General features: G+C 50.0%; 29 protein-coding genes and 2 pseudogenes. 18 read left to right on the plus strand and 13 right to left on the minus strand.

Features of this window, described 5'->3' with window-relative positions:
- Positions 1-8: 8 nt before the first annotated feature.
- From phrB to BEB42_RS20185, 8 genes and pseudogenes are all read right to left on the minus strand, one after another.
- Positions 9-1,427 (minus strand): deoxyribodipyrimidine photo-lyase, encoded by a 1,419-nt coding sequence (gene phrB / locus BEB42_RS20155; protein ID WP_000207160.1) that lies wholly within the window; start codon positions 1,425-1,427, stop codon positions 9-11.
- Entirely contained in the window at positions 1,424-1,933 is a 510-nt protein-coding gene (locus BEB42_RS20160; protein ID WP_001075789.1) for a YbgA family protein, read from the minus strand. Before BEB42_RS20160 ends, phrB begins: the two co-directional genes overlap by 4 nt.
- Positions 1,934-2,130: 197 nt before the next feature.
- Complete coding sequence (locus BEB42_RS20165) at positions 2,131-2,424, minus strand: contact-dependent growth inhibition system immunity protein (protein ID WP_227456958.1); 294 nt, start codon at positions 2,422-2,424, stop codon at positions 2,131-2,133.
- A gap of 41 nt (positions 2,425-2,465) precedes the next feature.
- Positions 2,466-2,933, minus strand: coding sequence for a hypothetical protein (locus BEB42_RS20170; RefSeq protein WP_001188052.1), 468 nt, complete (start codon positions 2,931-2,933; stop codon positions 2,466-2,468).
- Positions 2,934-3,022: 89 nt separating this feature from the next.
- A pseudogene (locus BEB42_RS27060) lies at positions 3,023-3,142 on the minus strand (IS630 family transposase); the annotation flags it as partial.
- A 117-nt stretch (positions 3,143-3,259) separates the two neighbouring features.
- Positions 3,260-3,517 (minus strand): hypothetical protein, encoded by a 258-nt coding sequence (locus tag BEB42_RS20175; RefSeq protein WP_002431428.1) that lies wholly within the window; start codon positions 3,515-3,517, stop codon positions 3,260-3,262.
- 82 nt (positions 3,518-3,599) lie between these two features.
- Positions 3,600-3,953, minus strand: a complete 354-nt coding sequence (locus tag BEB42_RS20180; RefSeq protein ID WP_001033417.1) for a hypothetical protein — start codon at positions 3,951-3,953, stop codon at positions 3,600-3,602.
- A gap of 284 nt (positions 3,954-4,237) precedes the next feature.
- A complete protein-coding gene (locus tag BEB42_RS20185; protein ID WP_000424924.1) occupies positions 4,238-4,444 on the minus strand; it encodes a YbfA family protein in 207 nt (68 codons plus the stop codon).
- A 312-nt stretch (positions 4,445-4,756) separates the two neighbouring features.
- Here BEB42_RS20185 and kdpF point away from each other — a divergent pair, with 312 nt between their 5' ends.
- The 12 genes and pseudogenes from kdpF to BEB42_RS20240 all read left to right on the plus strand — a co-directional run bounded on the left by kdpF (position 4,757) and on the right by BEB42_RS20240 (position 17,724).
- Positions 4,757-4,846 (plus strand): K(+)-transporting ATPase subunit F, encoded by a 90-nt coding sequence (gene kdpF / locus BEB42_RS20190; RefSeq protein ID WP_001365534.1) that lies wholly within the window; start codon positions 4,757-4,759, stop codon positions 4,844-4,846.
- A complete protein-coding gene (gene kdpA / locus BEB42_RS20195; RefSeq protein ID WP_000741127.1) occupies positions 4,846-6,519 on the plus strand; it encodes a potassium-transporting ATPase subunit KdpA in 1,674 nt (557 codons plus the stop codon). Before kdpF ends, kdpA begins: the two co-directional genes overlap by 1 nt.
- Positions 6,520-6,541: 22 nt before the next feature.
- Positions 6,542-8,590: a potassium-transporting ATPase subunit KdpB gene (kdpB, locus tag BEB42_RS20200; RefSeq protein WP_000087973.1), complete on the plus strand. Its 2,049-nt coding sequence runs from the start codon at positions 6,542-6,544 to the stop codon at positions 8,588-8,590.
- Positions 8,591-8,598: 8 nt separating this feature from the next.
- A complete protein-coding gene (gene kdpC / locus BEB42_RS20205; RefSeq protein WP_001353357.1) occupies positions 8,599-9,171 on the plus strand; it encodes a K(+)-transporting ATPase subunit C in 573 nt (190 codons plus the stop codon).
- Positions 9,164-11,848 (plus strand): two-component system sensor histidine kinase KdpD, encoded by a 2,685-nt coding sequence (kdpD, locus tag BEB42_RS20210; RefSeq protein ID WP_001353358.1) that lies wholly within the window; start codon positions 9,164-9,166, stop codon positions 11,846-11,848. The genes kdpC and kdpD overlap by 8 nt, the downstream gene beginning before the upstream one ends.
- On the plus strand, positions 11,845-12,522 hold the full coding sequence (gene kdpE, locus BEB42_RS20215; protein WP_000186068.1) for a two-component system response regulator KdpE: 678 nt from the start codon (positions 11,845-11,847) through the stop codon (positions 12,520-12,522). The genes kdpD and kdpE overlap by 4 nt, the downstream gene beginning before the upstream one ends.
- A 164-nt stretch (positions 12,523-12,686) precedes the next feature.
- Positions 12,687-12,818, plus strand: a complete 132-nt coding sequence (locus tag BEB42_RS27115; RefSeq protein ID WP_103253904.1) for a TonB-dependent receptor — start codon at positions 12,687-12,689, stop codon at positions 12,816-12,818.
- Positions 12,797-12,901: a leader peptide SpeFL gene (gene speFL / locus BEB42_RS26315; protein WP_001312672.1), complete on the plus strand. Its 105-nt coding sequence runs from the start codon at positions 12,797-12,799 to the stop codon at positions 12,899-12,901. The genes BEB42_RS27115 and speFL overlap by 22 nt, the downstream gene beginning before the upstream one ends.
- 310 nt (positions 12,902-13,211) lie before the next feature.
- Positions 13,212-15,410, plus strand: a complete 2,199-nt coding sequence (speF, locus tag BEB42_RS20225) for an ornithine decarboxylase SpeF (protein ID WP_032183711.1) — start codon at positions 13,212-13,214, stop codon at positions 15,408-15,410.
- Positions 15,407-16,726 (plus strand): putrescine-ornithine antiporter, encoded by a 1,320-nt coding sequence (gene potE, locus BEB42_RS20230; protein ID WP_000075850.1) that lies wholly within the window; start codon positions 15,407-15,409, stop codon positions 16,724-16,726. Before speF ends, potE begins: the two co-directional genes overlap by 4 nt.
- Positions 16,727-16,816: 90 nt before the next feature.
- Positions 16,817-16,950, plus strand: a pseudogene (locus BEB42_RS26805) (winged helix-turn-helix domain-containing protein); the annotation flags it as partial.
- A 123-nt stretch (positions 16,951-17,073) separates the two neighbouring features.
- Positions 17,074-17,724 (plus strand): DUF2625 domain-containing protein, encoded by a 651-nt coding sequence (locus BEB42_RS20240; RefSeq protein ID WP_001209504.1) that lies wholly within the window; start codon positions 17,074-17,076, stop codon positions 17,722-17,724.
- 40 nt (positions 17,725-17,764) lie between these two features.
- On the opposite strand, the gene BEB42_RS20245 is transcribed toward BEB42_RS20240, so the two are convergent.
- From BEB42_RS20245 to seqA, 3 genes are all read right to left on the minus strand, one after another.
- Positions 17,765-18,259 (minus strand): hypothetical protein, encoded by a 495-nt coding sequence (locus BEB42_RS20245; protein WP_024218660.1) that lies wholly within the window; start codon positions 18,257-18,259, stop codon positions 17,765-17,767.
- 204 nt (positions 18,260-18,463) lie between these two features.
- Positions 18,464-20,104 (minus strand): phosphoglucomutase (alpha-D-glucose-1,6-bisphosphate-dependent), encoded by a 1,641-nt coding sequence (pgm, locus tag BEB42_RS20250; RefSeq protein WP_001295675.1) that lies wholly within the window; start codon positions 20,102-20,104, stop codon positions 18,464-18,466.
- A 25-nt stretch (positions 20,105-20,129) separates the two neighbouring features.
- Positions 20,130-20,675: a replication initiation negative regulator SeqA gene (seqA, locus tag BEB42_RS20255; RefSeq protein WP_000848387.1), complete on the minus strand. Its 546-nt coding sequence runs from the start codon at positions 20,673-20,675 to the stop codon at positions 20,130-20,132.
- Positions 20,676-20,859: 184 nt separating this feature from the next.
- Here seqA and ybfF point away from each other — a divergent pair, with 184 nt between their 5' ends.
- From ybfF to fur, 5 genes are all read left to right on the plus strand, one after another.
- On the plus strand, positions 20,860-21,624 hold the full coding sequence (gene ybfF / locus BEB42_RS20260) for an esterase (RefSeq protein WP_000773274.1): 765 nt from the start codon (positions 20,860-20,862) through the stop codon (positions 21,622-21,624).
- Positions 21,625-21,763: 139 nt separating this feature from the next.
- The gene (gene ybfE, locus BEB42_RS20265) at positions 21,764-22,057 is read left to right on the plus strand and encodes a LexA regulated protein (RefSeq protein WP_001300829.1); all 294 of its coding nucleotides are present in this window, start codon (positions 21,764-21,766) and stop codon (positions 22,055-22,057) included.
- A 139-nt stretch (positions 22,058-22,196) separates the two neighbouring features.
- Positions 22,197-22,727 carry a flavodoxin FldA gene (gene fldA / locus BEB42_RS20270; protein WP_001018618.1) on the plus strand — a complete coding sequence of 177 codons (531 nt, stop codon included), beginning with the start codon at positions 22,197-22,199 and terminating at the stop codon, positions 22,725-22,727.
- Positions 22,728-22,936: 209 nt separating this feature from the next.
- Positions 22,937-23,023, plus strand: a complete 87-nt coding sequence (gene uof / locus BEB42_RS20275; RefSeq protein WP_001695552.1) for a fur leader peptide — start codon at positions 22,937-22,939, stop codon at positions 23,021-23,023.
- Positions 23,016-23,462 carry a ferric iron uptake transcriptional regulator gene (gene fur / locus BEB42_RS20280; RefSeq protein WP_000131702.1) on the plus strand — a complete coding sequence of 149 codons (447 nt, stop codon included), beginning with the start codon at positions 23,016-23,018 and terminating at the stop codon, positions 23,460-23,462. The genes uof and fur overlap by 8 nt, the downstream gene beginning before the upstream one ends.
- Positions 23,463-23,545: 83 nt before the next feature.
- Here fur and chiQ read toward each other — a convergent pair whose 3' ends face one another.
- Both chiQ and chiP read right to left on the minus strand, forming a co-directional pair.
- Positions 23,546-23,872, minus strand: a complete 327-nt coding sequence (gene chiQ, locus BEB42_RS20285; RefSeq protein ID WP_000733586.1) for a ChiQ/YbfN family lipoprotein — start codon at positions 23,870-23,872, stop codon at positions 23,546-23,548.
- 49 nt (positions 23,873-23,921) lie between these two features.
- Complete coding sequence (gene chiP / locus BEB42_RS20290; RefSeq protein ID WP_001258839.1) at positions 23,922-25,328, minus strand: chitoporin ChiP; 1,407 nt, start codon at positions 25,326-25,328, stop codon at positions 23,922-23,924.
- A gap of 259 nt (positions 25,329-25,587) precedes the next feature.
- Between chiP and BEB42_RS27225 the strand changes: the two genes are divergently transcribed.
- Complete coding sequence (locus tag BEB42_RS27225) at positions 25,588-25,836, plus strand: hypothetical protein (RefSeq protein WP_077627102.1); 249 nt, start codon at positions 25,588-25,590, stop codon at positions 25,834-25,836.
- The last annotated feature ends 28 nt before the right edge of the window (positions 25,837-25,864 follow it).

The following is a 25,864-nucleotide window of genomic DNA, read 5'->3' on the forward strand; positions in this document are numbered from 1 at the left end:
CGCGTCTGTTATTTCCCCTTCCTCGCCGCCTCATACGCTGCCAACGTTCGTACTCTCGCTTCTTTGTGATCGACTATCGGTTGCGGATAATCCAGCGTCACACCTGATTTATCTGCCCACTTCCACGGTTCATGCACCGCTTTCCCTGGTACATCGCGCAGCTCCGGTAACCATCGGCGGATAAACTCACCTTCGCGATCAAATTTCTCGCCCTGGGTTGTCGGGTTAAAAATACGAAAATACGGCGCAGCATCGGTTCCGGTGGAGGCCGCCCATTGCCAGCCACCGTTATTGGCTGCCAAATCACCATCAATCAGCTGCGACATGAAATATCGCTCGCCTTCGCGCCAGTCGATCAATAAATCTTTCACCAGAAAACTGGCTGTAATCATCCGTAGCCGGTTATGCATCCAGCCACTGCTATTAAGCTGACGCATGGCGGCATCAACAATTGGGTATCCCGTTTTGCCTTCCTGCCAGGCCTTTAAATGGGCGGGATTGCTTTGCCACTGTACGCGATCGGTCCAGGCAATAAAGGGGCGATGCTTACACAGTGACGGGTGATACGTCATCAAATGACGGTAGAACTCGCGCCAGATCAGCTCATTAAGCCAGACGCTACCAGCCCCGCCATCCAGCGCTTGCGGCTGTTCCGCCAACAGGCGATGCAGACACTGGCGAGGCGATAACCCGCCCGTTGCCAGGCTGGCGGACAAACGACTGGTGCCTTCCACTGCCGGAAAATCTCGTTGTTGCTCATACTCTCCGGCACCGTTCTGGCAAAACTGGCGTAATTGCGCAATCGCCGCTTTTTCTTCCACCGGGAAATGCGCAGTATCGAAAGACTGACGAGGATAATTCAGCGTAATGGATGGCGCGGGCTCTATCGATCCGCTACTACGAACTTTTGGTGCAGCGACGCACTCCGGCCCCCCTTCTCGCAGCCGTTTCAGCCAGGCGTTTTTAAATGGCGTAAAGACTTTGTACATCTCATGATTGCCAGTCATCACCGCCCCCGGCGGCAGGATCACGCTGTCATCAAATCCTTCACACACCACGTTACGCAGCGTTCTCTCAACCTGCACATCCCGAGCCCGCTCATTCACCTCATACTGATAGTTATAAAACAGATGGGTAACACGATTTTCCGCGCACACCTGTTTAACTATTTCGACGCTGGCGGCAAAGTCATCCACTTCATGAAACAGCAAAGGAATGCCTTTTTCCGCCAGCGCGATTTGTAGCCCGTTCAGTTGTGCATTGATAAATTCAGCCTGACGCGGCGACATATTATGCGCCGCCCACTGGCGTGGTGTAGCGATATACAACGCCAGCACGCGTGCAGACGAATAGCGGCAAGCGGCCGCCAGCGCGAGATTATCATGCAGACGTAAATCCTGGCGAAACCAGACCAGATGGGTAGTCATAAAACTCCTGCATGGCGCAAGTTAATCACCCGCGGCCAAAGTTCGAAATAACGCTGCTCTGAAAGCCAGGCGTCAGGATAAAGCGCCATATAGTGTTTGATACGCATCAGCGGCGCAAGAAGCGGTTGCTCGCCACGGCGATAACTGTCGATAAGCGCCGCCAGCTGCTGGCGTTCTGTGGAATCAATATGTGGGCGAAAATATCCCTGAACGTGCATCAAAACATTGGTGTGGTCACGTCGGTTGGCGGGGTGAGAAAGCAAAACAATTACGCGTTGGCGGTACTGGTTGTAATAGTCATCCAGATTTTGCCACTGGTGAATATCAGCCACAAACGGGCCAAGTTTGCGGTATTCCGGCTGGGAATGAGCCAGAAAGACGAGTTTATAGCGGCTGTGATAATCGTTGAGCGCCCCGCGCGTTAAGCCTCGCTCTTTAAGACGGTGTAACTCATGCAAAGCAAAAATGCGGATAAGGGTGCTGTCATCAAAAAGTTGTTGATTCATTACTACTCCTGGGCGGTTTACAGGAGTAAGTGTAGACGGCGGTACTGAAAAAACGAAACGAATAAATGATAACAGTAAAAAAATTCAATTATTCATAATAAATTTCATGGTGGCAAGAAATAGTTTCTTTTCTTCATCGCTCATGGCAGCAACGTTTAACATGTTGTCATCAAAATTATTGATGATATTTTTTAATTTCAGTAACTGCAAAGGAGAAAAATAGTCACTCCGATGAGATTACTCAATACCAGCAATAGCTCCCCATCATATAAATAGCCCACCATAAGATTAATCTCTATCATCTCAATTGCTTTTTGTACAGCAAGCGCCGGTAAGATATTCTGACGAAGCATTTTGGCAATATCATTTTCATCCAGTTCATCGGGTGTTTTATCTAATAAAGAATTATACCAGTTTATTAAACCACTTTTGAAAGCGAACGAATCATATTGCAGGTGATAAATCTGTTTTAGGGTTTCTTTATTTTTCAATTTATAGTACCTTTGTTTGCTATAATTTTTCTGAAATAACATCAGCGAGTTTGCTCAGGTGCAGGGATGACCGAAATTGTCATGTATTTTTTCAGTCTGGCTTCTCGTTTCACACCTTTCGGATCTGAACCAAAAGGAAGCGTCAAGCATGGTGAGTCAACGGTTTGGATTGTCCAGAGAGAATCACCAATGAATCTGAAATTGATGCTATCCGCTGTAACGGATAATCCCTCAAAACTTCCCGTCGCATACTCATTACCCAAACGTACGGTCTCTTTAACTCCATCGTTAACATCGATAAGGACAATTGTCAGTGATTCCTCAAAAATAACGTCATCCGTCAGAAAAAGGATATAACGCTGGTCATTAACCTGAATTGCCGCTTCCAGTATTTGCCCTGGTACAATAATACCTGTGTTATTGCCATTAAGCACAACGTCAGACTGAGCCTGAGATAAATCAGTCGCTTTGTGAACCTTGACCAACGATATCGAATTAACCTGTTGCATAATCAATTCCACAAGCGCCCCATTTCCCATGCGGCAAGTGCACCGCCGACAAAGCCGCCAATAAGTACGCAAACAGGTGCTCCTGGACCACACATCAATCCGGTCAACGCACCGCCTGCGACAGCACCGGCAATAATATTCATCCGGGTACGACTGCCAGTGGTTTTAACAGATTTACGCTCACCGTTACGTATCCTGCCACCACTCAGGTTGCAGACGCGGCAGTCACAGCCTTGACGGTGTTGAAACTAAAGTTCAGGTGATAGTCTGATGTTCATAGTTTGAGCATTATCCCCTGACAGAATCAAATCAAGCAGTGTCAATGATCACGTGTATATATCATTTAAAGCATTATCAAGCCAATCTTCCATGTTTTTAATTTTAGCCCGCGCATATAAATCATTCATAACATCCTCATAACTCTGTCCATCATTGACCATACAATTAGCTGTATGAGGCAGAACATGTATAAAATCAGACAATATAAAACAAGCCTTTGAATTTCCAGAGTTAGCTGCAATTCTGATATCAATCAATCCTCTGGCAATCAATTTAAGAATAACATCTTGCATTTTAATTTCCATATCATCCAGTTAAATTTCAGTAGTAAATCGTCTATCAAAAAAAGATGAAATTAACATTCATAAATTTATTACAATATGAAAATCAAAAATATACATCATCAGCTTCTACCGAAAACTCCATGGCTCCTAAGGCACCTAAATCAATACTAAATATAGTATCACTTTCCTTAGCACTCCCAACATAGATAAAATAGCCTAAATCTCCGTCTTGACCTATCAAAAAATAGTCAGGTTCCACTTGTTGAATATCATATGTTTCATTTCTTTCAATAAGATCAGAATAGTTATATAAATATAATGTTTCGTGCTTCTTATTAGTTATTTCATAGGTCTCACTATCTTTAATTTCTTCTATCAAAAAACGTTTATACACTGGAGGAAACTTGATTGACATGTCAAATTCAATTTTATTTATATATTCTATAATTTTATTCATGTTAAGAATACCTGAAAGATTATTTATTGATTATCTTGATGAATATATCTTCACTTTTTATTTTCATTTACTCATCGCGGAAATACACATTGCCTTGTAGACAAGCGCTAATAATACGTTATGAACCTGACTTCCGCCAGACAATCAATCTATGAATTCATTACGCCGTAGTGTTTTAGAAAGACACTTTCTGACCAGATGGTGAACCATATACTACATCGCGCATTATAAAAAAACCGCCAGCGTTTCCACTAGCGGTTTTCAATGTTTTCAAAACTCAGCAATCAGTAAAAATCACCGGTTGCCTTTTCGGCCTGATCCATCCACACCGGCTTATCGCTGGTTTTCGACCAGACGCGATGCAGGTAGCTGTAAAAGCGGGCGCGGTCTTTCCAGAAAAGCATGAAAGGCAGCGCCAAAACGCCCGCTGCAACCGCATAAGTACGGCGTAAAAAGATAAGCCATGCAGGATATTCTCTGTAGAGTTCCATACTTTTCTCCCCCTTTTGTATCTACCCGGTGAATGGCACCGGAAAAATGAATTTGTTTATCTGATGAAAATAGTACCGCCTTTTGTGTAATTTTACTACTCATCCGACCACTTATTTTTGCTTATTGATGGTTTATTTACATTCATCGTGTAATTAAGTTACATGAAAGTTAAATTAATACTAAACATTAGTTAAATCATGGCTTTTGCCATTTTTATACTTTTTTTACACCCCACCCGCAGATTTTTGCGAAATCTTTGCAGCCAGAATTCTACCCTTCCGGTATCACTTTTAGGCCACTGGAGGTGCACTGTGAGTGCAGGCGTGATAGCCGGCGTGTTGCTGGTGTTTTTATTACTGGGTTATCTGGTTTATGCCCTGATCAATGCGGAGGCGTTCTGATGGCTGCGCAAGGGTTCTTACTGATTGCCACGTTTTTACTGGTGTTAATGGTGCTGGCGCGCCCTTTGGGCAGTGGGCTGGCGCGGCTGATTAATGATATTCCTCTTCCTGGTACGACGGGCGTTGAGCGCGTACTTTTTCGCGCACTTGGCGTGTCTGACCGTGAGATGAACTGGAAGCAGTATCTCTGTGCCATTCTCGGCCTGAACATGCTGGGGCTGGCAGTGCTGTTTTTTATGTTGCTCGGTCAGCACTATCTGCCGCTTAATCCACAGCAGTTGCCAGGGCTGTCGTGGGATCTGGCGCTGAATACCGCCGTCAGCTTTGGCACGAATACCAACTGGCAATCTTACAGCGGTGAAACCACGTTGAGCTATTTCAGCCAGATGGCGGGCTTAACGGTGCAAAACTTTCTTTCTGCCGCCAGCGGGATTGCGGTGATTTTTGCCCTCATTCGTGCATTTACCCGCCAGAGCATGAGCACACTCGGGAATGCCTGGGTCGATCTGCTACGCATCACGTTATGGGTGCTAGTCCCTGTGGCGTTGTTGATCGCACTGTTTTTTATTCAACAAGGTGCGCTGCAAAACTTTCTGCCCTATCAGGCGGTGAATACCGTTGAAGGAGCGCAACAGCTGTTACCCATGGGGCCTGTAGCTTCTCAGGAAGCGATCAAGATGCTCGGTACTAACGGCGGTGGCTTCTTTAATGCCAACTCGTCGCATCCGTTTGAAAACCCAACCGCACTGACCAACTTCGTGCAGATGCTGGCGATTTTCTTGATCCCAACAGCGCTGTGCTTTGCCTTTGGTGAAGTGGCAGGCGATCGCCGCCAGGGGCGCATGTTGCTGTGGGCGATGTCAGTGATTTTTGTCATCTGCGTAGGCGTGGTGATGTGGGCAGAAGTTCAGGGTAATCCTCATCTGCTGGCGCTGGGTGCGGACAGCAGCATCAATATGGAAGGTAAAGAGAGCCGTTTCGGCGTGCTGGTCAGTAGCCTGTTTGCGGTCGTGACTACAGCGGCTTCCTGTGGCGCGGTGATTGCGATGCATGATTCGTTTACCGCTCTCGGCGGCATGGTGCCGATGTGGCTGATGCAAATTGGTGAAGTGGTGTTCGGCGGTGTCGGTTCTGGTCTTTACGGCATGATGCTGTTTGTCCTGCTGGCGGTGTTTATTGCTGGGCTGATGATTGGTCGTACGCCGGAATATCTGGGTAAAAAAATCGACGTACGCGAGATGAAACTGACCGCACTGGCGATTCTGGTCACTCCAACGCTGGTACTGATGGGCGCAGCACTGGCGATGATGACCGACGCCGGACGTAGCGCCATGCTCAACCCTGGCCCGCATGGTTTTAGCGAAGTGCTGTACGCCGTGTCATCCGCCGCTAACAACAACGGCAGCGCCTTTGCCGGATTAAGCGCCAACTCTCCGTTCTGGAACTGTTTACTGGCGTTCTGCATGTTTGTTGGTCGCTTCGGGGTGATTATCCCGGTAATGGCAATTGCCGGTTCGCTGGTGAGTAAAAAGAGCCAACCCGCCAGCTCCGGCACGCTGCCAACGCACGGCCCGCTGTTTGTTGGCCTGTTAATCGGCACCGTGTTGCTGGTTGGCGCACTGACCTTTATCCCTGCCCTGGCGCTTGGTCCGGTGGCGGAATATCTCTCCTGATGATATTGAGTGAGCACTGAATATGAGTCGTAAACAACTGGCGCTATTCGAACCAACACTTGTCGTTCAGGCGCTGAAAGAAGCGGTGAAAAAATTAAACCCGCAGGCGCAATGGCGCAATCCGGTGATGTTTATCGTCTGGATCGGCAGTCTGCTGACCACCTGTATTAGCATCGCGATGGCAAGCGGTGCGATGCCTGGCAATGCGCTGTTTAGCGCGGCCATTAGCGGCTGGCTGTGGGTCACCGTACTGTTCGCTAATTTCGCCGAGGCGCTGGCAGAAGGCCGCAGTAAAGCGCAGGCCAACAGTCTGAAAGGGGTGAAAAAAACTGCCTTTGCCCGCAAGCTGCGTGAGCCGAAATATGGCGCTGCGGCGGACAAAGTTCCTGCCGATCAACTGCGTAAAGGCGATATCGTGCTGGTAGAAGCTGGCGATATTATCCCCTGCGATGGTGAAGTCATTGAAGGGGGCGCATCGGTCGATGAAAGCGCCATCACCGGGGAATCGGCACCGGTGATCCGTGAATCCGGCGGCGATTTTGCCTCCGTCACCGGCGGCACGCGTATTCTTTCTGACTGGCTGGTGATTGAGTGCAGCGTTAACCCCGGTGAGACATTTCTGGATCGGATGATCGCGATGGTGGAAGGCGCGCAGCGACGTAAAACGCCGAACGAGATTGCCCTGACCATTCTGCTGATTGCCCTGACTATCGTCTTTTTACTGGCAACCGCCACGCTGTGGCCGTTTTCCGCGTGGGGCGGTAATGCAGTCAGTGTAACGGTACTGGTGGCGCTGCTGGTCTGTCTGATTCCAACCACCATCGGTGGCCTGTTGTCAGCGATCGGCGTCGCCGGGATGAGTCGGATGCTGGGCGCGAATGTGATTGCCACCAGCGGGCGTGCAGTTGAAGCGGCGGGCGACGTGGACGTCCTGCTGCTGGATAAAACCGGTACCATCACCCTCGGTAACCGTCAGGCATCAGAGTTTATCCCTGCGCAGGGCGTAGAGGAAAAAACGCTGGCCGACGCAGCGCAACTGGCTTCGCTGGCCGACGAAACGCCGGAAGGCCGCAGTATTGTGATCCTCGCCAAGCAGCGTTTTAACCTGCGCGAGCGCGATGTGCAGTCGCTTCACGCCACTTTTGTACCGTTTACTGCGCAAAGTCGAATGAGCGGGATCAATATCGATAACCGTATGATCCGTAAAGGTTCTGTCGATGCCATTCGCCGCCATGTTGAGGCTAACGGTGGTCACTTCCCTGCCGATATCGATCAAAAAGTCGATCAGGTTGCGCGTCAGGGAGCCACGCCGCTGGTGGTGGTGGAAGGTTCTCGTGTGCTGGGCGTTATTGCGCTGAAAGATATCGTCAAAGGCGGTATTAAAGAGCGCTTCGCCCAACTGCGCAAAATGGGCATTAAAACGGTGATGATTACTGGCGATAACCGTCTGACTGCCGCCGCCATTGCCGCGGAAGCGGGCGTCGATGATTTCCTCGCCGAAGCGACACCGGAGGCCAAGCTGGCGTTAATTCGTCAGTATCAGGCGGAAGGCCGTTTGGTGGCGATGACCGGCGACGGCACCAACGATGCTCCGGCGCTGGCGCAGGCAGATGTCGCGGTGGCGATGAACTCTGGTACTCAGGCGGCGAAAGAAGCGGGCAATATGGTGGATCTCGACTCTAACCCGACCAAGTTGATCGAGGTGGTGCATATTGGCAAACAGATGCTGATGACCCGTGGCTCGCTGACCACCTTCAGCATTGCCAACGATGTGGCGAAATACTTCGCCATTATTCCGGCGGCGTTCGCGGCAACATATCCGCAGTTAAATGCGCTGAACATCATGCGCCTGCATTCACCCGACTCCGCCATCCTCAGTGCGGTGATTTTCAACGCCTTGATTATCGTCTTTTTAATTCCCCTGGCGTTAAAAGGCGTGAGTTATAAACCGCTTACCGCTTCTGCCATGTTGCGCCGTAACTTATGGATTTACGGTCTGGGTGGGCTGCTGGTGCCGTTTATTGGTATCAAAGTCATTGATTTACTGCTGACCGTTTGCGGTCTGGTGTGAGGTTTACCATGCGTGGATTACGTCCGGCATTATCAACATTTCTCTTTTTGTTACTGATTACTGGCGGTGTTTACCCGCTGCTGACCACCGCGCTGGGGCAATGGTGGTTTCCCTGGCAGGCCAATGGTTCGTTGATTCGCGAAGGTGATACGGTGCGCGGCTCGGCATTAATCGGGCAGAATTTTACCGGCAACGGCTATTTTCATGGTCGCCCGTCGGCAACGGCAGAAATGCCCTATAATCCACAGGCTTCTGGCGGGAGCAATCTGGCGGTCAGTAACCCTGAGCTGGATAAACTAATAGCCGCACGCGTTGCTGCATTACGGGCCGCTAACCCGGATGCCAGCGCGAACGTTCCGGTTGAACTGGTGACGGCGTCGGCAAGCGGGCTGGACAATAACATCACCCCGCAAGCGGCGGCCTGGCAGATCCCACGCGTGGCGAAAGCGCGTAATCTCAGCGTTGAACAGCTCACGCAGCTGATCGCAAAATATAGCCAACAACCGCTGGTGAAATATATCGGCCAGCCGGTCGTCAACATTGTCGAACTCAATCTGGCGCTGGATAAGCTTGATGAATAACGAACCCTTACGTCCCGACCCCGATCGTCTGCTGGAACAAACTGCCGCGCCGCATCGGGGGAAGCTGAAAGTATTTTTCGGTGCCTGTGCAGGCGTCGGGAAGACCTGGGCGATGCTGGCAGAAGCCCAGCGACTGCGGGCGCAAGGGCTGGATATTGTGGTTGGCGTGGTTGAAACTCACGGACGGAAAGATACCGCCGCAATGCTGGAAGGGCTGGCTGTTCTGCCGCTAAAACGCCAGGCGTACCGTGGGCGGCACATCAGCGAGTTTGATCTCGATGCCGCCCTCGCCCGCCGTCCGGCGCTGATCTTAATGGACGAACTGGCGCACAGTAATGCGCCAGGCTCTCGTCATCCTAAACGCTGGCAGGACATTGAAGAGCTGCTGGAAGCGGGCATTGATGTTTTCACTACCGTCAACGTTCAGCATCTGGAAAGCCTGAACGATGTGGTCAGCGGCGTCACCGGAATTCAGGTGCGGGAAACCGTGCCCGATCCCTTTTTTGATGCTGCCGACGACGTAGTGCTGGTGGACTTGCCCCCAGACGATCTGCGTCAACGGCTGAAAGAAGGCAAAGTCTATATTGCCGGGCAGGCGGAGCGCGCCATTGAACATTTTTTCCGCAAAGGCAATCTGATCGCCCTGCGCGAACTGGCACTGCGCCGTACTGCCGATCGCGTAGATGAGCAAATGCGCGCCTGGCGGGGGCATCCTGGCGAAGAGAAAGTCTGGCACACGCGCGACGCGATTCTTTTATGTATTGGGCATAACACCGGCAGCGAAAAACTGGTCCGCGCGGCGGCGCGGTTGGCATCGCGCCTTGGGAGCGTCTGGCACGCGGTGTATGTTGAAACCCCTGCCCTGCATCGCTTACCGGAGAAAAAACGTCGGGCAATTCTCAGCGCCTTACGTCTGGCGCAGGAGCTGGGCGCGGAGACAGCAACACTTTCTGATCCGGCGGAAGAAAAAGCCGTAGTGCATTATGCCCGTGAACATAATCTCGGCAAGATTATTCTCGGTCGCCCGGCCTCGCGCCGCTGGTGGCGTCGGGAAACGTTTGCTGACCGACTGGCGCGCATCGCCCCCGATCTCGATCAGGTGCTGGTCGCGCTTGATGAACCACCCGCCCGCCCGCTTAATAACGCGCCGGATAGCCGCTCTTTTAAAGACAAGTGGCGGGTACAGATTCAGGGGTGCGTGGTTGCCGCCGCGTTATGTGCCGTTATCACCTTAATTGCCATGCAGTGGCTGATGGCGTTTGATGCCGCCAACCTGGTGATGCTGTATCTGCTTGGCGTGGTGGTGGTGGCGCTATTTTATGGACGCTGGCCTTCGGTGCTTGCTACCGTCATTAATGTGGTGAGTTTCGATCTCTTTTTTATCGCCCCACGCGGCACGCTCGCCGTCTCTGATGTGCAATATCTGCTGACCTTCGCGGTGATGTTAACCGTCGGGCTGGTGATCGGGAACCTTACTGCTGGCGTGCGTTATCAGGCGCGGGTAGCCCGTTACCGCGAACAACGCACACGGCACTTATATGAAATGTCGAAAGCTCTGGCTGTGGGCCGCAGTCCGCAGGACATCGCCGCCACCAGCGAACAATTTATTGCTTCTACGTTTCATGCCCGCAGCCAGGTATTGTTACCCGATGACAACGGTAAATTGCAGCCGTTAACACATCCGCAAGGAATGACGCCGTGGGACGATGCCATCGCGCAGTGGAGTTTTGATAAAGGCCTGCCTGCGGGCGCGGGCACCGATACGTTACCCGGTGTGCCATACCAGATTTTGCCGTTAAAAAGCGGTGAGAAAACCTACGGGCTGGTGGTGGTGGAACCGGGGAATCTGCGCCAGTTGATGATCCCGGAACAGCAACGCCTGCTGGAGACGTTCACGCTGTTAGTTGCCAATGCCCTGGAACGCCTGGCGCTGACCGCCAGCGAAGAACAGGCGCGGATGGCAAGCGAACGAGAACAGATCCGCAACGCCCTGCTGGCGGCGCTTTCGCATGATTTACGCACGCCGCTTACGGTGCTGTTCGGTCAGGCAGAAATCTTAACGCTCGATCTGGCAAGCGAAGGATCGCCTCACGCCCGCCAGGCCAGCGAGATTCGTCAGCATGTGCTGAACACGACCCGACTGGTGAATAATCTACTGGATATGGCGCGAATTCAGTCCGGCGGCTTTAATTTGAAGAAAGAGTGGTTAACGCTGGAAGAAGTGGTCGGTAGCGCGCTACAAATGCTGGAACCGGGATTATCATCGCCCATCAACCTGTCTTTGCCAGAACCGCTGACCTTAATCCACGTTGATGGGCCACTCTTTGAACGGGTGCTGATTAATCTGCTGGAGAACGCGGTGAAATATGCGGGTGCGCAGGCCGAAATTGGTATCGATGCCCACGTTGAGGGCGAAAATCTACAACTGGATGTCTGGGATAACGGCCCCGGTCTTCCGCCAGGTCAGGAGCAGACGATATTCGATAAGTTTGCTCGTGGAAATAAAGAGTCGGCGGTGCCGGGCGTTGGGCTTGGGCTGGCAATTTGTCGGGCGATTGTGGATGTACACGACGGCACCATTACCGCCTTCAACCGACCGCAAGGTGGTGCCTGTTTTCGTGTTACACTTCCCCAGCAAACTGCCCCTGAACTTGAAGAATTTCATGAGGATATGTGACAAACGTTCTGATTGTTGAAGATGAACAGGCTATTCGTCGCTTTCTGCGCACGGCGCTGGAGGGCGATGGGATGCGCGTCTTTGAGGCCGAAACGCTGCAACGCGGCTTGCTGGAAGCGGCAACCCGTAAGCCCGATTTGATTATTCTCGATCTCGGCCTGCCAGACGGTGATGGGATTGAGTTTATCCGCGACCTGCGCCAGTGGAGCGCGGTGCCAGTAATTGTGCTTTCCGCCCGCAGCGAAGAGAGCGACAAAATCGCCGCGCTGGATGCTGGAGCGGATGATTATCTGAGTAAGCCATTTGGTATTGGCGAATTACAGGCCCGTCTGCGCGTTGCTTTACGTCGCCACTCCGCCACCGCCGCTCCCGATCCGCTGGTGAAATTTTCTGATGTTACCGTCGATTTAGCCGCCCGCGTAATCCACCGCGGCGAGGAAGAGGTGCATCTCACCCCGATTGAATTCCGCCTGCTGGCGGTGCTGCTCAACAATGCCGGAAAAGTGCTCACCCAGCGCCAGCTTCTCAACCAGGTGTGGGGACCAAACGCGGTCGAACACAGCCACTATTTGCGTATATATATGGGGCATCTGCGACAAAAACTGGAGCAAGATCCCGCCCGCCCTCGCCATTTTATTACTGAAACCGGTATTGGGTATCGGTTTATGCCATGAATTATTATTCAATAAATACGCTTAACTAATTATTAATTTATTATTAAACCTGCCCCGAAAATTATTATTTGGCAGGTTTAATTTCTTAATGAAAATATAACCTACGAAATTGCAACATTTAAACAACAAAACAGCATCTAATATGGCGCTATTCATAATTAACGATTTATTATTTGGGGTGTGATCGTTTTTTGTTGATCTTCTTCACAGTTTATAGCCTTTTCATGGATAGAATAACTCTACCTTCAACTGACACAGCAAAAGGTAAAGGTAAATGGAAAATAATAACCGCTTAATGCCTCATATAAGGCGGACAACCCATATCATGAAGTTTGCCCATCGTAATAGTTTTGACTTTCATTTCTTTAATGCCCGTTAGTCTTCTGACTAAAGGGCACCCCAGCGTACAGGTCTCCCTGACTTTAAGCATTACAGGTTAATACCTGTATCCCTCGGTGCTCATATACTGCTAACCCTTTTAAACTCTAAATAATTCAAGTCGCAGCACTAGCAACTTGAAGTATGACGAGTATAGCCAGTTACCGGGCTGGTCTGGGTTATTGCATCTGCAAAAAGCAAACTACTGATTTATTTATCAGCGGTGGAGTTTTGCTTTTTTTCCGGCGTGATCGATTTCTCCTTTGAGAAATTGAGGACCTGCTATTACCTGAAATAAAGAGATGAACAAAATGTCAGAATTAAAAATTGCCGTTAGTCGTTCTTGCCCGGATTGTTTTTCCACTCATCGTGCATGCGTGAATATTGACGAAAGTAATTATATTGACGTTGCCGCCATTATTTTATCAGTCAATGATGTTGAACGTGGAAAACTCGATGAAATAGACGCTACTGGCTATGGCATTCCTGTTTTTATTGCAACGGAAAATGAAGAACGTGTACCAGCAGAATATCTGCCACGTATTACTGGTGTCTTCGAGCATTGCGAATCACGGAAAGAATTTTATGGACGTCAGTTAGAAACCGCTGCCAGCCATTATGAAACGCAGCTGCGCCCGCCCTTCTTCCGCGCACTGGTCGATTATGTCAATCAGGGCAATAGCGCTTTTGACTGCCCGGGTCATCAGGGGGGTGAGTTTTTCCGTCGCCATCCGGCAGGCAATCAGTTCGTGGAATATTTTGGCGAAATGCTCTTCCGCTCCGACTTGTGTAATGCCGACGTAGCAATGGGCGATCTACTGATTCATGAAGGTGCGCCATGCATTGCACAGCAACATGCGGCTAAAGTGTTTAATGCCGATAAAACGTACTTTGTTTTAAACGGCACCTCCTCTTCCAACAAAGTGGTTTTAAACGCCCTGCTAACACCGGGTGATCTGGTGCTGTTTGACCGCAATAACCATAAGTCTAACCACCACGGGGCCTTGCTACAGGCTGGTGCAACACCGGTTTATCTGGAAACAGCACGTAACCCGTATGGTTTTATCGGTGGGATTGATGCGCACTGCTTCGAAGAAAGTTATCTGCGTGAACTGATTAGAGAAGTTGCACCGCAACGGGCAAAAGAGGCGCGTCCGTTCCGCCTCGCTGTGATTCAGTTAGGCACCTACGACGGTACTATTTATAACGCCCGCCAGGTGGTGGATAAAATCGGTCATCTGTGTGACTACATCCTGTTTGACTCAGCATGGGTCGGCTATGAACAGTTTATTCCGATGATGGCGGACTGTTCGCCGCTGCTACTGGAGCTTAATGAGAACGATCCGGGTATTCTGGTTACGCAATCTGTACATAAGCAGCAGGCTGGTTTTTCTCAGACTTCACAAATTCATAAAAAAGACAGCCATATCAAAGGGCAACAGCGTTATGTACCGCACAAACGCATGAACAACGCCTTTATGATGCACGCCTCCACCAGCCCGTTCTATCCGCTGTTTGCCGCACTGGATATCAACGCCAAAATGCATGAAGGTGTCAGCGGTCGTAATATGTGGATGGATTGTGTGGTTAACGGTATTAATGCCCGCAAATTGATCCTCGATAACTGTCAGCACATTCGTCCGTTCGTTCCTGAACTGGTGGATGGTAAACCCTGGCAATCGTATGAAACAGCGCAAATTGCGGTTGATCTGCGCTTCTTTAAATTTGTACCCGGTGAGCACTGGCATTCTTTTGAAGGTTACGCAGAGAACCAATACTTTGTCGATCCGTGCAAACTGTTGCTGACAACTCCTGGCATTGATGCACGTAACGGCGAATATGAAGCATTCGGTGTACCCGCGACGATTCTTGCTAACTTCCTGCGCGAAAATGGCGTAGTGCCGGAAAAATGCGATCTTAACTCCATCCTCTTCCTGCTGACTCCGGCAGAAGATATGGCCAAACTGCAGCAACTTGTTGCCCTGCTGGTACGCTTCGAAAAACTACTGGAAGCTGATGCGCCTCTGGCGGAAGTATTGCCTTCCATCTACAAACAGCATGAAGAGCGCTACGCCGGTTATACCCTGCGTCAGTTGTGCCAGGAAATGCATGATTTGTATGCCCGTCACAACGTGAAACAACTGCAAAAAGAGATGTTCCGTAAGGAGCACTTCCCACGCGTCAGCATGAATCCACAAGAAGCCAACTACGCCTATTTACGCGGTGAAGTGGAGCTGGTTCGTCTGCCGGATGCAGAAGGCCGTATCGCAGCCGAAGGTGCGCTTCCTTATCCTCCGGGTGTGCTGTGTGTTGTTCCGGGTGAAATCTGGGGTGGTGCTGTTCTGCGTTACTTCAGCGCTCTGGAAGAAGGGATCAACCTGCTACCAGGTTTTGCACCGGAGCTGCAGGGTGTCTATATCGAAGAACATGATGGTCGTAAGCAAGTTTGGTGCTATGTCATCAAGCCTCGTGATGCGCAAAGCACCCTGTTGAAAGGGGAAAAATTATGAGTCAGGCTAAATCGAACAAAATGGGCGTCGTTCAGTTAACCATACTGACGATGGTCAACATGATGGGCTCCGGCATCATCATGCTGCCGACAAAGCTTGCCGAAGTTGGGACGATCTCAATAATCTCCTGGTTGGTGACAGCCGTAGGCTCAATGGCGCTGGCATGGGCATTCGCAAAATGCGGTATGTTCAGCCGTAAATCAGGCGGTATGGGCGGTTATGCCGAGTATGCTTTCGGTAAATCCGGTAACTTTATGGCGAACTATACCTACGGCGTCTCGCTGCTGATTGCTAACGTGGCGATTGCTATTTCGGCAGTTGGTTACGGCACCGAACTGCTCGGCGCGAGTTTGTCACCAGTGCAGATTGGTCTGGCAACCATCGGAGTGCTGTGGATTTGTACCGTGGCTAACTTTGGTGGTGCGCGCATTACCGGGCAAATCAGTAGCATTACCGTGTGGGGGGTCATTATTCCGGTGGTAGGCCTGTGCGTTATCGGCTGGTTCTGGTTTAGCCCGACACTTTACGTTGATTCCTGGAATCCGCATCATGCACCGTTCTTCAGTGCGGTAGGTTCTTCCATCGCCATGACGCTGTGGGCTTTTCTTGGTCTGGAGTCTGCGTGTGCGAATACTGATGTAGTGGAAAACCCGGAACGTAATGTGCCAATCGCGGTACTCGGCGGTACGTTAGGTGCGGCGGTGATTTATATCGTCTCCACCAACGTGATTGCCGGGATTGTGCCCAATATGGAGCTGGCAAATTCAACGGCACCATTTGGTCTGGCCTTCGCGCAAATGTTCACACCGGAAGTGGGTAAAGTCATTATGGCGCTGATGGTGATGTCCTGCTGCGGTTCACTGCTTGGCTGGCAGTTCACCATTGCCCAGGTGTTTAAATCTTCATCTGATGAAGGCTACTTCCCTAAAATTTTCTCCCGTGTAACCAAAGTGGATGCACCGGTTCAGGGGATGTTGACCATTGTGATTATTCAGAGTGGATTGGCACTGATGACCATTAGCCCGTCACTGAACAGCCAGTTCAACGTGCTGGTTAACCTGGCCGTGGTGACCAATATCATTCCGTATATCCTGTCGATGGCGGCATTAGTCATTATTCAGAAGGTCGCCAATGTGCCACCATCAAAAGCGAAAGTAGCAAACTTTGTTGCCTTTGTTGGTGCGATGTACAGTTTCTATGCGCTGTACTCATCCGGGGAAGAAGCCATGCTGTACGGTTCCATCGTGACTTTCCTTGGTTGGACACTGTATGGTCTGGTATCACCACGCTTTGAACTGAAAAACAAACACGGTTAAAAAAGCGAAATAAAAAAGGGCGATTGAATGATCGCCCTTTCTGTTTGTTGACAAAGAGTTCGTTATTTATGCCGCATCCGGCAGGTGTAGGGTCCAAACGCGGTCGAACACAGCAACTATTTGCGTAATTATATGAGGCATTTGCGACAAAAACTGGAACAGGATCTCGTCCGCCCCGCCATTTCATTACTGAAACCGGTATTGGGTATCGGTTTATGCTTTGAAAAAAGTGGCAATGTATGGATAAAGTCATTTTTTATTCAAATATAAGGAACTTAATATTTAAAAAATGTCCCATACAATGCCTCATCATAAATGACACCGTAGCACACAAGGAGCAAGTAGCGATGCGTGAAGTGAGTCAGTTAGTAAATACGGAAGATTCAGCCTGGCCAATAATCCAGAATTGGTTAAAAGAAGCCACAAACCATGCCGAACTCTTACCGGTTAATAAAGATTTAGCCGAAACCGCACTTTATCAATTACAGGTTACAACAAAATCACCGATGGGTGCGCTTGTCTATGGCTCCGGAGGTCTGCTGATTGATAACGGTTGGTTACGCATAGCAGGCTCTGGTCACCCCCGGTTACCACGAGATCCAGCAAGTTGGACACAACGCCCTGAATTCGCAAGCGTGCGGGCTTTACCCATCGCCGATGATGTCGCAGGGGGAATTTTTGCTCTTAATGGTGGCGATCTTGGGGAAGATACTGGCTGCGTTTATTATTTTGCGCCAGATACGCTGAATTGGGAAAGTCTGGAGGTTGGATATTCTGAGTTTCTTCAGTGGGCATTATCCGGTGATTTAGATACCTTCTATGAAAATGTACGCTGGCCGCAATGGCAAGAAGACGTAATAAAATTATCGGCAACGGAAGCCTTCACTTTCTACCCTTTCTTATGGGTACAAAGTGAAGAAGCAAGAACAAGAAAAGTTATTTCGCTTACTGAACTCTGGGAAATGCAGTATCAAATGAAAGAAACAATCACGCAATAAGACATGTTCAGGTCCGGGTTTCATTCCCGGACTCGCTATTTTAATGTGTGTTTATCGCTTTCAATTCTTGCTGGCAATTTTCTGACTGACAGCGTCGCAACTCAATAATCCCGACATGCATCATCGAGCCAAAAAATCCGCTTTCGCTGACATAATCCTCATTAACTATCGGTCGAGTGCCGGGCTTACCCTGGCAAATCCTCATAAAAAATGAGGTGTAGCATTGCCATTCAGGATTTAAACCGGTCTTTTCTTGTGCTGACATATCATGAAGATAAGTAAGTTCTTTTTCGTTCCCGCCTGACAACTGCCAGCGGCGGGTATTATCAGGTAAGTTATCGCCACGGCAATTTGTCTTACACCGGGAAGGCGCAATATTTACCGCAATGCTACCCGTTAATCCTCTGGTTTTATCTTTAGGGGTCAGTAACCAGTCACCAGCTAATGATGATTGTTCAGGTTGGGCGCATGCTGTCAGTAGTAGTGTGGCGGTAATTAATGCCACTCTGACGACCAGACTCCTTTTGGTCTTCATTTTGAATTCCCTTGAGCTATTCAGTTTGTTGGCAAAGTGCTCGTTGTTCATGCCGGATGCGGCGTGAACGCCTTATCCGGCCTACAAAATAGGGCAAATTCAATATATTGCACCATCTTCCCAAGCCTGATAAGCGTAGCGCATCAGGCAGTCATAAGTAAAAAAGGGCGATCTTCTGACCGCCCTTTTTCTTATTAAATGTGTTTACGCGTTTTTCAGAACTTCGCTAACAATCTCAACCGCTTCTTTCTCGATCTGCTTGCGATGTTCTTCACCGAGGAAGCTTTCGCAGTAGATTTTGTATGCGTCTTCCGTGCCTGACGGACGCGCGGCGAACCAGCCGTTGTCAGTCATCACTTTCAGACCGCCAATAGAAGCACCGTTGCCCGGTGCCGCCGTCAGGCGCGCGGTGATCGGGTCACCTGCCAGGGTGCTGGCGCTCACCATTTCCGGAGACAGCTTAGACAGCGCCGCTTTTTGTGCGGAAGTCGCAGCTGCCTGCAAACGGTTATAGCTCGGCGCACCAAAGCGTTTTGCCAGTTCGTTGTAGTGTTCCTGCGGGTTCTTACCGGTGACCGCGGTGATTTCTGCCGCCAGCAGACACATAATGATACCGTCTTTATCGGTGGACCACGGCGTGCCGTCGAAACGCAGGAAGGAAGCCCCTGCGCTCTCTTCGCCGCCAAAGCCGAAGCTGCCGTCGAACAGACCATCAACAAACCATTTGAAGCCTACCGGGACTTCTACCAGCTTACGGCCCAAATCATTGACCACACGGTCGATCATCGCAGATGAAACCAGCGTTTTACCGACAGCAACATCTTTGCCCCACTGCGGACGATGCTGGAACAGGTAGTTGATCGCCACCGCCAGGTAGTGGTTCGGATTCATCAAACCTGCCGGAGTGACGATACCGTGACGGTCATAATCCGGGTCGTTAGCAAACGCCAGATCGAACTTATCACGCAGTGCCAGCAGACCCGCCATCGCACACTCGGAGGAGCAGTCCATACGGATCGCGCCGTCTTTATCGAGGTGCATAAAGCGGAAGGTTTGATCGACCTGATCGTTAACGATGGTCAGGTTGAGGTTGTAATACTCGCCAATGCGCTTCCAGTATTCAATACCGGAACCGCCCAGCGGATCAACGCCCAGCGTCAGGCCCGCTTTCTGAATCGCCGCCATATCAACGATATCGGCCAGACCTTCCACAAACGGCTGCACCAGATCCTGCTCTTTCACATGACCGGATGCCATCGCTTCGTCGAGGGAGATACGCTTCACACCTTTCAGGCCATCGGCCATCAGTGCGTTGGCCCTGTCTTCCACCACTTTGGTGACGTTGGTATCAGCCGGGCCACCATTTGGCGGATTGTACTTGATACCACCATCTTCTGGCGGGTTATGGGACGGTGTAATCACGATACCGTCTGCCAGCGGGCCACCTTTTTTATTGTGAACCAGGATGGCATTGGAAACGGCAGGCGTCGGAGTGAAGCCATTGTTTTCCTGCACAATAACATCTACGCCGTTCGCTGCCAGCACTTCCAGTACGGAAATGAACGCAGGCTCGGACAGGGCGTGAGTATCTTTACCCACATAGCAAGGGCCAGTGATGCCGTTTTTCGCACGTTCTTCAGCAATTGCCTGAGCGATCGCCAGAATATGCGGCTCGTTAAAGCTGTGGCGCGCTGCACTGCCACGGTGACCGGAAGTACCGAATTTCACCGCGTGCTCCGCATTCCCTGCTTCTGGTTTCAGTACATAATATTGCGCCGTCAGTTGGGCGACGTTAATCAAATCACTCTGTTGTGCAGGTTGGCCTGCACGATTGTGGATTGCCATTGCTTTGTCCTTTGTCTGCAACGTTTTAGATAGTTCCGCAAACCTTCTCAATCAATTCCGCCGGGAATTGCATCGACTGCATGATGTGTTCGATCATGCTGCATTTACGGCCGGTGTTGGTGTTGGTGATCACCCAATACGGCGTGCCTGGCACATGTTTCGGCTTGGTCTGATTACCATTTTTCAGCAGCGTTTGTTCATCTGCTGCAAAGTAAACGCGTGTACGACCGTGCAACGATTCCGTGGCCTCGGCAAACGCCTGGGCGTCAAGAGAATATAGTGTAGACAACAGCAGCATGAAGCGATTGACCGCTCGCTTTTGCTCTGCGTATTCGTCTGAAAGCAAAAGTTCACGCATTGCGCGAACCTTGTCTTTAATCGTTTTGACCGGCTTCGCTTCGACGATAGCAGGTGACGCAACGCGAACCTCTTTCGTCACCGGAGCAGCAGGCTGTGATGCGGCGGAAAATTTCAACATACGCCGTAAAATGTCGGATGCGCTCTCGCCGATATGCTTAGTGTGGCTGGCAATATAGCTGTAGAGTTCATCATCAACTTCAATCGTTTTCATCTTAATCCAGTGCAGTGTCTTAGCTGAATACAAGTCGCCAGGAGTATATGAATAAATCCCGGCAGCGGATAGCGTCAAGCCTGGCTTGCAGAAAAACTCGGATTAAACCTTATTTGTTGCAGCCCTGTGGCACAATGGTCAACATAATACCCTAACCCGACAACGCGAAAAAAAGAACTTTGCCATGAAATTGAATATCCGCGCGCAAACTGCACAAAACCAGCACAATAATTCTCCCATCGTTCTTGTCCATGGTCTGTTTGGCAGCCTCGACAACCTTGGCGTACTGGCTCGCGATCTGGTAAACGATCACAATATCATCCAGGTTGATATGCGTAACCACGGTCTTTCACCGAGAGATCCGGTGATGAATTACCCGGCGATGGCGCAGGATCTTGTTGATACCCTGGATGCACTGCAGATCGATAAGGCAACATTTATTGGACACTCAATGGGCGGTAAAGCGGTGATGGCACTGACTGCACTGGCCCCCGATCGCATCGATAAACTGGTGGCGATTGATATTGCGCCGGTCGACTATCACGTACGCCGTCATGATGAGATTTTCGCGGCCATCAACGCAGTCAGTGAATCAGACGCACAAACACGCCAGCAAGCAGCGGCAATAATGCGCCAGCATCTTAATGAAGAAGGGGTGATTCAGTTTCTGTTGAAATCTTTTGTTGACGGGGAGTGGCGCTTTAACGTGCCAGTATTGTGGGATCAGTATCCGCATATTGTGGGGTGGGAGAAAATCCCGGCATGGGATCACCCTGCCCTGTTTATCCCTGGCGGCAATTCTCCGTATGTTAGCGAGCAGTATCGTGATGATTTACTAACACAATTTCCACAGGCACGGGCGCATGTGATTGCAGGCGCGGGTCACTGGGTCCATGCTGAAAAACCGGATGCGGTACTACGCGCCATCCGTCGCTATCTCAATGATTAACGTAACTGATTAAAAACCCAGCGTCCGCGTCGCTTTCCGCGCGTGGGCGTTGGCGTGACTCATCGCGCTGATGTATTATGGCGCGCTATCCATCCGGGCAGAGGCCTGGCTGATTGTTTCCCCCGAAGTCACCAAGATCATGGCCAAAGAACAAACGGACCGTACGACATTAGATCTGTTCGCGCACGAGCGTCGACCGGGACGACCGAAAACTAATCCGCTTTCGCGCGATGAACAGCTGCGTATTAATAAACGCAACCAGCTAAAACGCGACAAAGTACGTGGCCTTAAGCGTGTCGAACTGAAGCTGAACGCGGAAGCTGTCGAGGCGCTGAACGAGCTGGCGGAATCGCGCAATATGAGCCGTAGCGAACTGATCGAAGAGATGTTAATGCAGCAACTGGCGGCGCTGCGTAGTCAGGGCATCGTTTAAATTTCCACTTTCATGTAGCACAGTGTGCAGTCCTGCTCGTTTGCTGATTCCGCAAGACTGCCTGTTCTGCTATGATTGCCTTTATCCGTGGGCAATTTTCCACCCCCATTTCAATAAGTTTCAAGAGGTTATTTCACTCATGGCTATCACTGGCATCTTTTTCGGCAGCGACACCGGTAATACCGAAAATATCGCAAAAATGATTCAAAAACAGCTTGGTAAAGACGTTGCCGATGTCCATGACATTGCAAAAAGCAGCAAAGAAGATCTGGAAGCATATGACATTCTGCTGCTGGGCATCCCAACCTGGTATTACGGCGAAGCGCAGTGTGACTGGGATGACTTCTTCCCGACTCTCGAAGAGATTGATTTCAATGGCAAACTGGTTGCGCTGTTTGGTTGTGGCGACCAGGAAGATTACGCTGAATACTTCTGTGACGCATTGGGCACCATCCGCGACATCATTGAACCGCGCGGCGCAACTATCGTTGGTCACTGGCCAACTGCGGGCTACCACTTCGAAGCGTCAAAAGGTCTGGCAGATGACGACCACTTTGTCGGACTGGCTATCGACGAAGATCGTCAGCCGGAACTGACCGCTGAACGTGTAGAAAAATGGGTTAAACAGATTTCTGAAGAATTGCATCTCGACGAAATTCTCAATGCCTGATGTGATGCGGCGTAGACTCATGTCTACGCCGTATTAATAGATAATGCCAATCAAAATAATTGCTACAAATTTGTAACTTTTGCTGTTGTACCTGTACAATGTCCCGGTGTTCAAGTGGCCTTGCCGTTGTAAATGTAAGCTGTGCCACGTTTTTATTAACAATATTTGCCAGGGACTTGTGGTTTTCATTTAGGCGTGGCAATTCTATAATGATACGCATTATCTCAAGAGCAAATTCTGTCACTTCTCCTAATGAAGTGAACCGCTTAGTAACAGGACAGATTCCGCATGACTGATAACAATACCGCCCTAAAGAAAGCTGGCCTGAAAGTAACGCTTCCTCGTTTAAAAATCCTGGAAGTTCTTCAGGAGCCGGACAACCATCACGTCAGTGCGGAAGATTTATACAAACGTCTGATCGATATGGGTGAAGAAATTGGTCTGGCTACGGTATATCGCGTACTGAACCAGTTCGACGACGCTGGTATCGTCACCCGCCACAATTTTGAAGGCGGTAAATCCGTATTTGAACTGACACAGCAACATCACCACGATCACCTGATCTGCCTCGACTGCGGCAAGGTTATCGAATTTAGTGATGATTCCATCGAAGCGCGTCAGCGTGAAATTGCCGCAAAACATGGCATTCGCCTGACTAACCACAGTCTCTATCTTTACGGTCACTGTGCCGAAGGCGATTGCCGCGAAGATGAGCACGCGCACGAAGGCAAATAAGCCAGCCTGAACGAGAAAAGCCAACCTGCGGGTTGGCTTTTTTATGCAAGGGAAATAAGAAAAGCGAGAGTTACAGCTCTCACTTATTTGTTATTACTGCGAATTTCCTGCCAGACTTTATCACAATCGGTTTTCACCGCCTGATCATTTCCGGTTTGCGTCGCACGCAGACACTGCTGATAATCCAGTACGCGTACACTTTCCTGCTCGGCAAATTGCTGATGTTGTTTCTCTTTCTTCAGCACGTTTAACACGCTCTGACAGGCTTCAATTTTTTCCGGCGAACCTTGCGCGGTGTTGATACAGGCGCTGTAAGCTTCTTTCAGATGGCTGTCTTCCTGTGGCGCGGTGGATTGTGCACAAGCCACCAGCCCCGATGCCATCATGGCGATGAGAATCAGTTTTTTCATTGCAAATTCCTCAAACGTGCGGCAGGCACAAAACCTGCCGCGTCGGGCATCAGAAGATGGTGAATGGTGCGATTACCATGAATTTCACGTCGCGCTCATCCTGGAAGATGTTACCGTAACCACCGCCCCAGCTTGGGATGTCGGAGTGGTTGTCGTATTCGGTGAAGTGCAGTTTGAACATCGTGCCTTTGGCGCGACCGTCCTGAATGGTGTAGACCGCATCCAGGCTGTAGGCAGACTCTTCAATAGTCCGGTTTTTGTCGTAGTACGCATCCGGATTGCTCTGCCAGGTCGCAGGTTTAGCATCCCATGCGTAAACGTAGGAAGCGCCGATGGCGAAGCCTGGAAGATTCCAGTTTTTCAGGTCATACATCGCACCGAAGAAGACCGCTTTTTCGCCGTTAGCGTTGAAGTCGGAACGGTTATCCCACCAGATATCCAGGCGACCGTTCGAGGAAGCGTAGGTTGGAGTCATACGTTGCAGGAAGTATCCCTGCTGACCGTCGGCTTTAACCCAGGTGCCTTCCAGACGCAAATCCACTACGTCAGCCGCCCGGTAACCAAAGGTCAACGCTTGCAGCCAGGCAGTGCCGTCGTAAAGGTCGTTGACGCTGCGATCGTCAACTTTATCGCGCGTACCGTAGAACTGGTAGCTGGTGGTTAACGGGCTACCGGCGATATCAAATTTATAGCTGGCTTTGGCAAAATACTGATCAATATACCCTTCCGCCTGACCAAACGCCGCTTCCAGTACGAAGTTATTTTTGAAGTCGTACTTCGCCCCAAGGGAGTGTAGATAATCAACTTTGGTGGTTTTATCGTTCTGATAAAACTCATCCATTTCCAGATGCCACGGCGCTTTATATTCGTTGGTCCACATGTAGGAGAAACTCAACGCACCAGCATCGCCGTAATCAAAATTCGCCCCCGCTTCCGCCCCCTGATAAGTACCCGGCATAAAGCTCCAGTGCGGCGCTAACAGCGTCTGACCGGTTGGCTGAATATAACCTGCCCGCGCCCACACCGGACCGTATTTAAATTTGGCCGCTGCTTTATACAGGCTTATACCGCTTTTATCGCCGGACCAGTCTTCGTCATAGGCTTTATTGCTTTTTGAAAACGCGATTTCGTTCGGGTGAGAACTGTCGCCGTTTTCCGCCATTTCAATCGCCGTAAACGCAGCAATATCAAGGCCGAACATATCAGCAGCATAACCAGACTGAAAATCGAGGTTGGCATTCCAGGTGGAGTGAGAAAGGTTGGTTTTGTATTTGTCGCCGTCGGTAACGTCTTTACGGTCGCGTTCACGCTGCCAGTAATAGATACCGCCGGTTAAGGTTGAATCGTCGATGAATCCTTCGGCGCGAGCCTCCGGCATTGCCATAAAGCCCGACATTGCTGTAACACCGGCGATAGCCAGCGCCAGCGTACTACGTTTGCCACTAAACGTACGTATGGGTTAATCCTCTTTGACGTATAAATTGCTGCACCAAAGGTGAACAGCGAAAAAAAATAAAAATTAAAAAAGTAGCGTTGAGAAAAGTCTCGCTGACTACAGGAACAGACTATTTTTCGCGACGCGAATTATCAATCTCTTTCTGTAACCAGAATGTAAGAACATGAGCAACCGCACATATTTTGATGATTTTTGTTACAAGGCTTAAGTTTGCAGTTGAAAGGCTTGCAGAAGAATAAAAGCGTGAATTTCCAGCAAGATGAAAACGGTTACATTTTATTTAATTATGGTTTGTGATTTTAAATTTGTTTTATGGATAAATTGCGAAGCGGAATTAATTCGCGAAGAAAAGCAGAAAAAAACGCCGCAGAGCGCGGCGTTTTGGATTGTTTGCATGTTTCATGCCGGATGCGGCGTGAACGCCTTATCCGGCCTACAAAAGCACGCAAATTCAATATATGGCAGAGATCATGTAGGCCTGATAAGCGTAGCGCATCAGGCAATTTAGCGTTTGAAACTGTTTCTATGTTTCTTGC

It is taken from the genome of Escherichia sp. MOD1-EC5990 (genome assembly GCF_002965285.1).
Lineage (GTDB): Bacteria > Pseudomonadota > Gammaproteobacteria > Enterobacterales > Enterobacteriaceae > Escherichia > Escherichia coli_F.

Coding starts and splice junctions, on each gene's coding strand:
- phrB (WP_000207160.1), bottom strand. CDS start 1,427: ATGACTACCCATCTGGTCTGGTTTCGCCAGGATTTACGTCTGCATGAT.
- BEB42_RS20160 (WP_001075789.1), bottom strand. CDS start 1,933: ATGAATCAACAACTTTTTGATGACAGCACCCTTATCCGCATTTTTGCT.
- BEB42_RS20170 (WP_001188052.1), bottom strand. CDS start 2,933: ATGCAACAGGTTAATTCGATATCGTTGGTCAAGGTTCACAAAGCGACT.
- BEB42_RS20175 (WP_002431428.1), bottom strand. CDS start 3,517: ATGGAAATTAAAATGCAAGATGTTATTCTTAAATTGATTGCCAGAGGA.
- BEB42_RS20180 (WP_001033417.1), bottom strand. CDS start 3,953: ATGAATAAAATTATAGAATATATAAATAAAATTGAATTTGACATGTCA.
- BEB42_RS20185 (WP_000424924.1), bottom strand. CDS start 4,444: ATGGAACTCTACAGAGAATATCCTGCATGGCTTATCTTTTTACGCCGT.
- kdpA (WP_000741127.1), top strand. CDS start 4,846: ATGGCTGCGCAAGGGTTCTTACTGATTGCCACGTTTTTACTGGTGTTA.
- kdpB (WP_000087973.1), top strand. CDS start 6,542: ATGAGTCGTAAACAACTGGCGCTATTCGAACCAACACTTGTCGTTCAG.
- kdpC (WP_001353357.1), top strand. CDS start 8,599: ATGCGTGGATTACGTCCGGCATTATCAACATTTCTCTTTTTGTTACTG.
- kdpD (WP_001353358.1), top strand. CDS start 9,164: ATGAATAACGAACCCTTACGTCCCGACCCCGATCGTCTGCTGGAACAA.
- speFL (WP_001312672.1), top strand. CDS start 12,797: ATGGAAAATAATAACCGCTTAATGCCTCATATAAGGCGGACAACCCAT.
- speF (WP_032183711.1), top strand. CDS start 13,212: ATGTCAGAATTAAAAATTGCCGTTAGTCGTTCTTGCCCGGATTGTTTT.
- potE (WP_000075850.1), top strand. CDS start 15,407: ATGAGTCAGGCTAAATCGAACAAAATGGGCGTCGTTCAGTTAACCATA.
- BEB42_RS20240 (WP_001209504.1), top strand. CDS start 17,074: ATGCGTGAAGTGAGTCAGTTAGTAAATACGGAAGATTCAGCCTGGCCA.
- BEB42_RS20245 (WP_024218660.1), bottom strand. CDS start 18,259: ATGAAGACCAAAAGGAGTCTGGTCGTCAGAGTGGCATTAATTACCGCC.
- pgm (WP_001295675.1), bottom strand. CDS start 20,104: ATGGCAATCCACAATCGTGCAGGCCAACCTGCACAACAGAGTGATTTG.
- seqA (WP_000848387.1), bottom strand. CDS start 20,675: ATGAAAACGATTGAAGTTGATGATGAACTCTACAGCTATATTGCCAGC.
- ybfF (WP_000773274.1), top strand. CDS start 20,860: ATGAAATTGAATATCCGCGCGCAAACTGCACAAAACCAGCACAATAAT.
- ybfE (WP_001300829.1), top strand. CDS start 21,764: ATGGCCAAAGAACAAACGGACCGTACGACATTAGATCTGTTCGCGCAC.
- fldA (WP_001018618.1), top strand. CDS start 22,197: ATGGCTATCACTGGCATCTTTTTCGGCAGCGACACCGGTAATACCGAA.
- uof (WP_001695552.1), top strand. CDS start 22,937: ATGATACGCATTATCTCAAGAGCAAATTCTGTCACTTCTCCTAATGAA.
- fur (WP_000131702.1), top strand. CDS start 23,016: ATGACTGATAACAATACCGCCCTAAAGAAAGCTGGCCTGAAAGTAACG.
- chiQ (WP_000733586.1), bottom strand. CDS start 23,872: ATGAAAAAACTGATTCTCATCGCCATGATGGCATCGGGGCTGGTGGCT.
- BEB42_RS27225 (WP_077627102.1), top strand. CDS start 25,588: ATGAAAACGGTTACATTTTATTTAATTATGGTTTGTGATTTTAAATTT.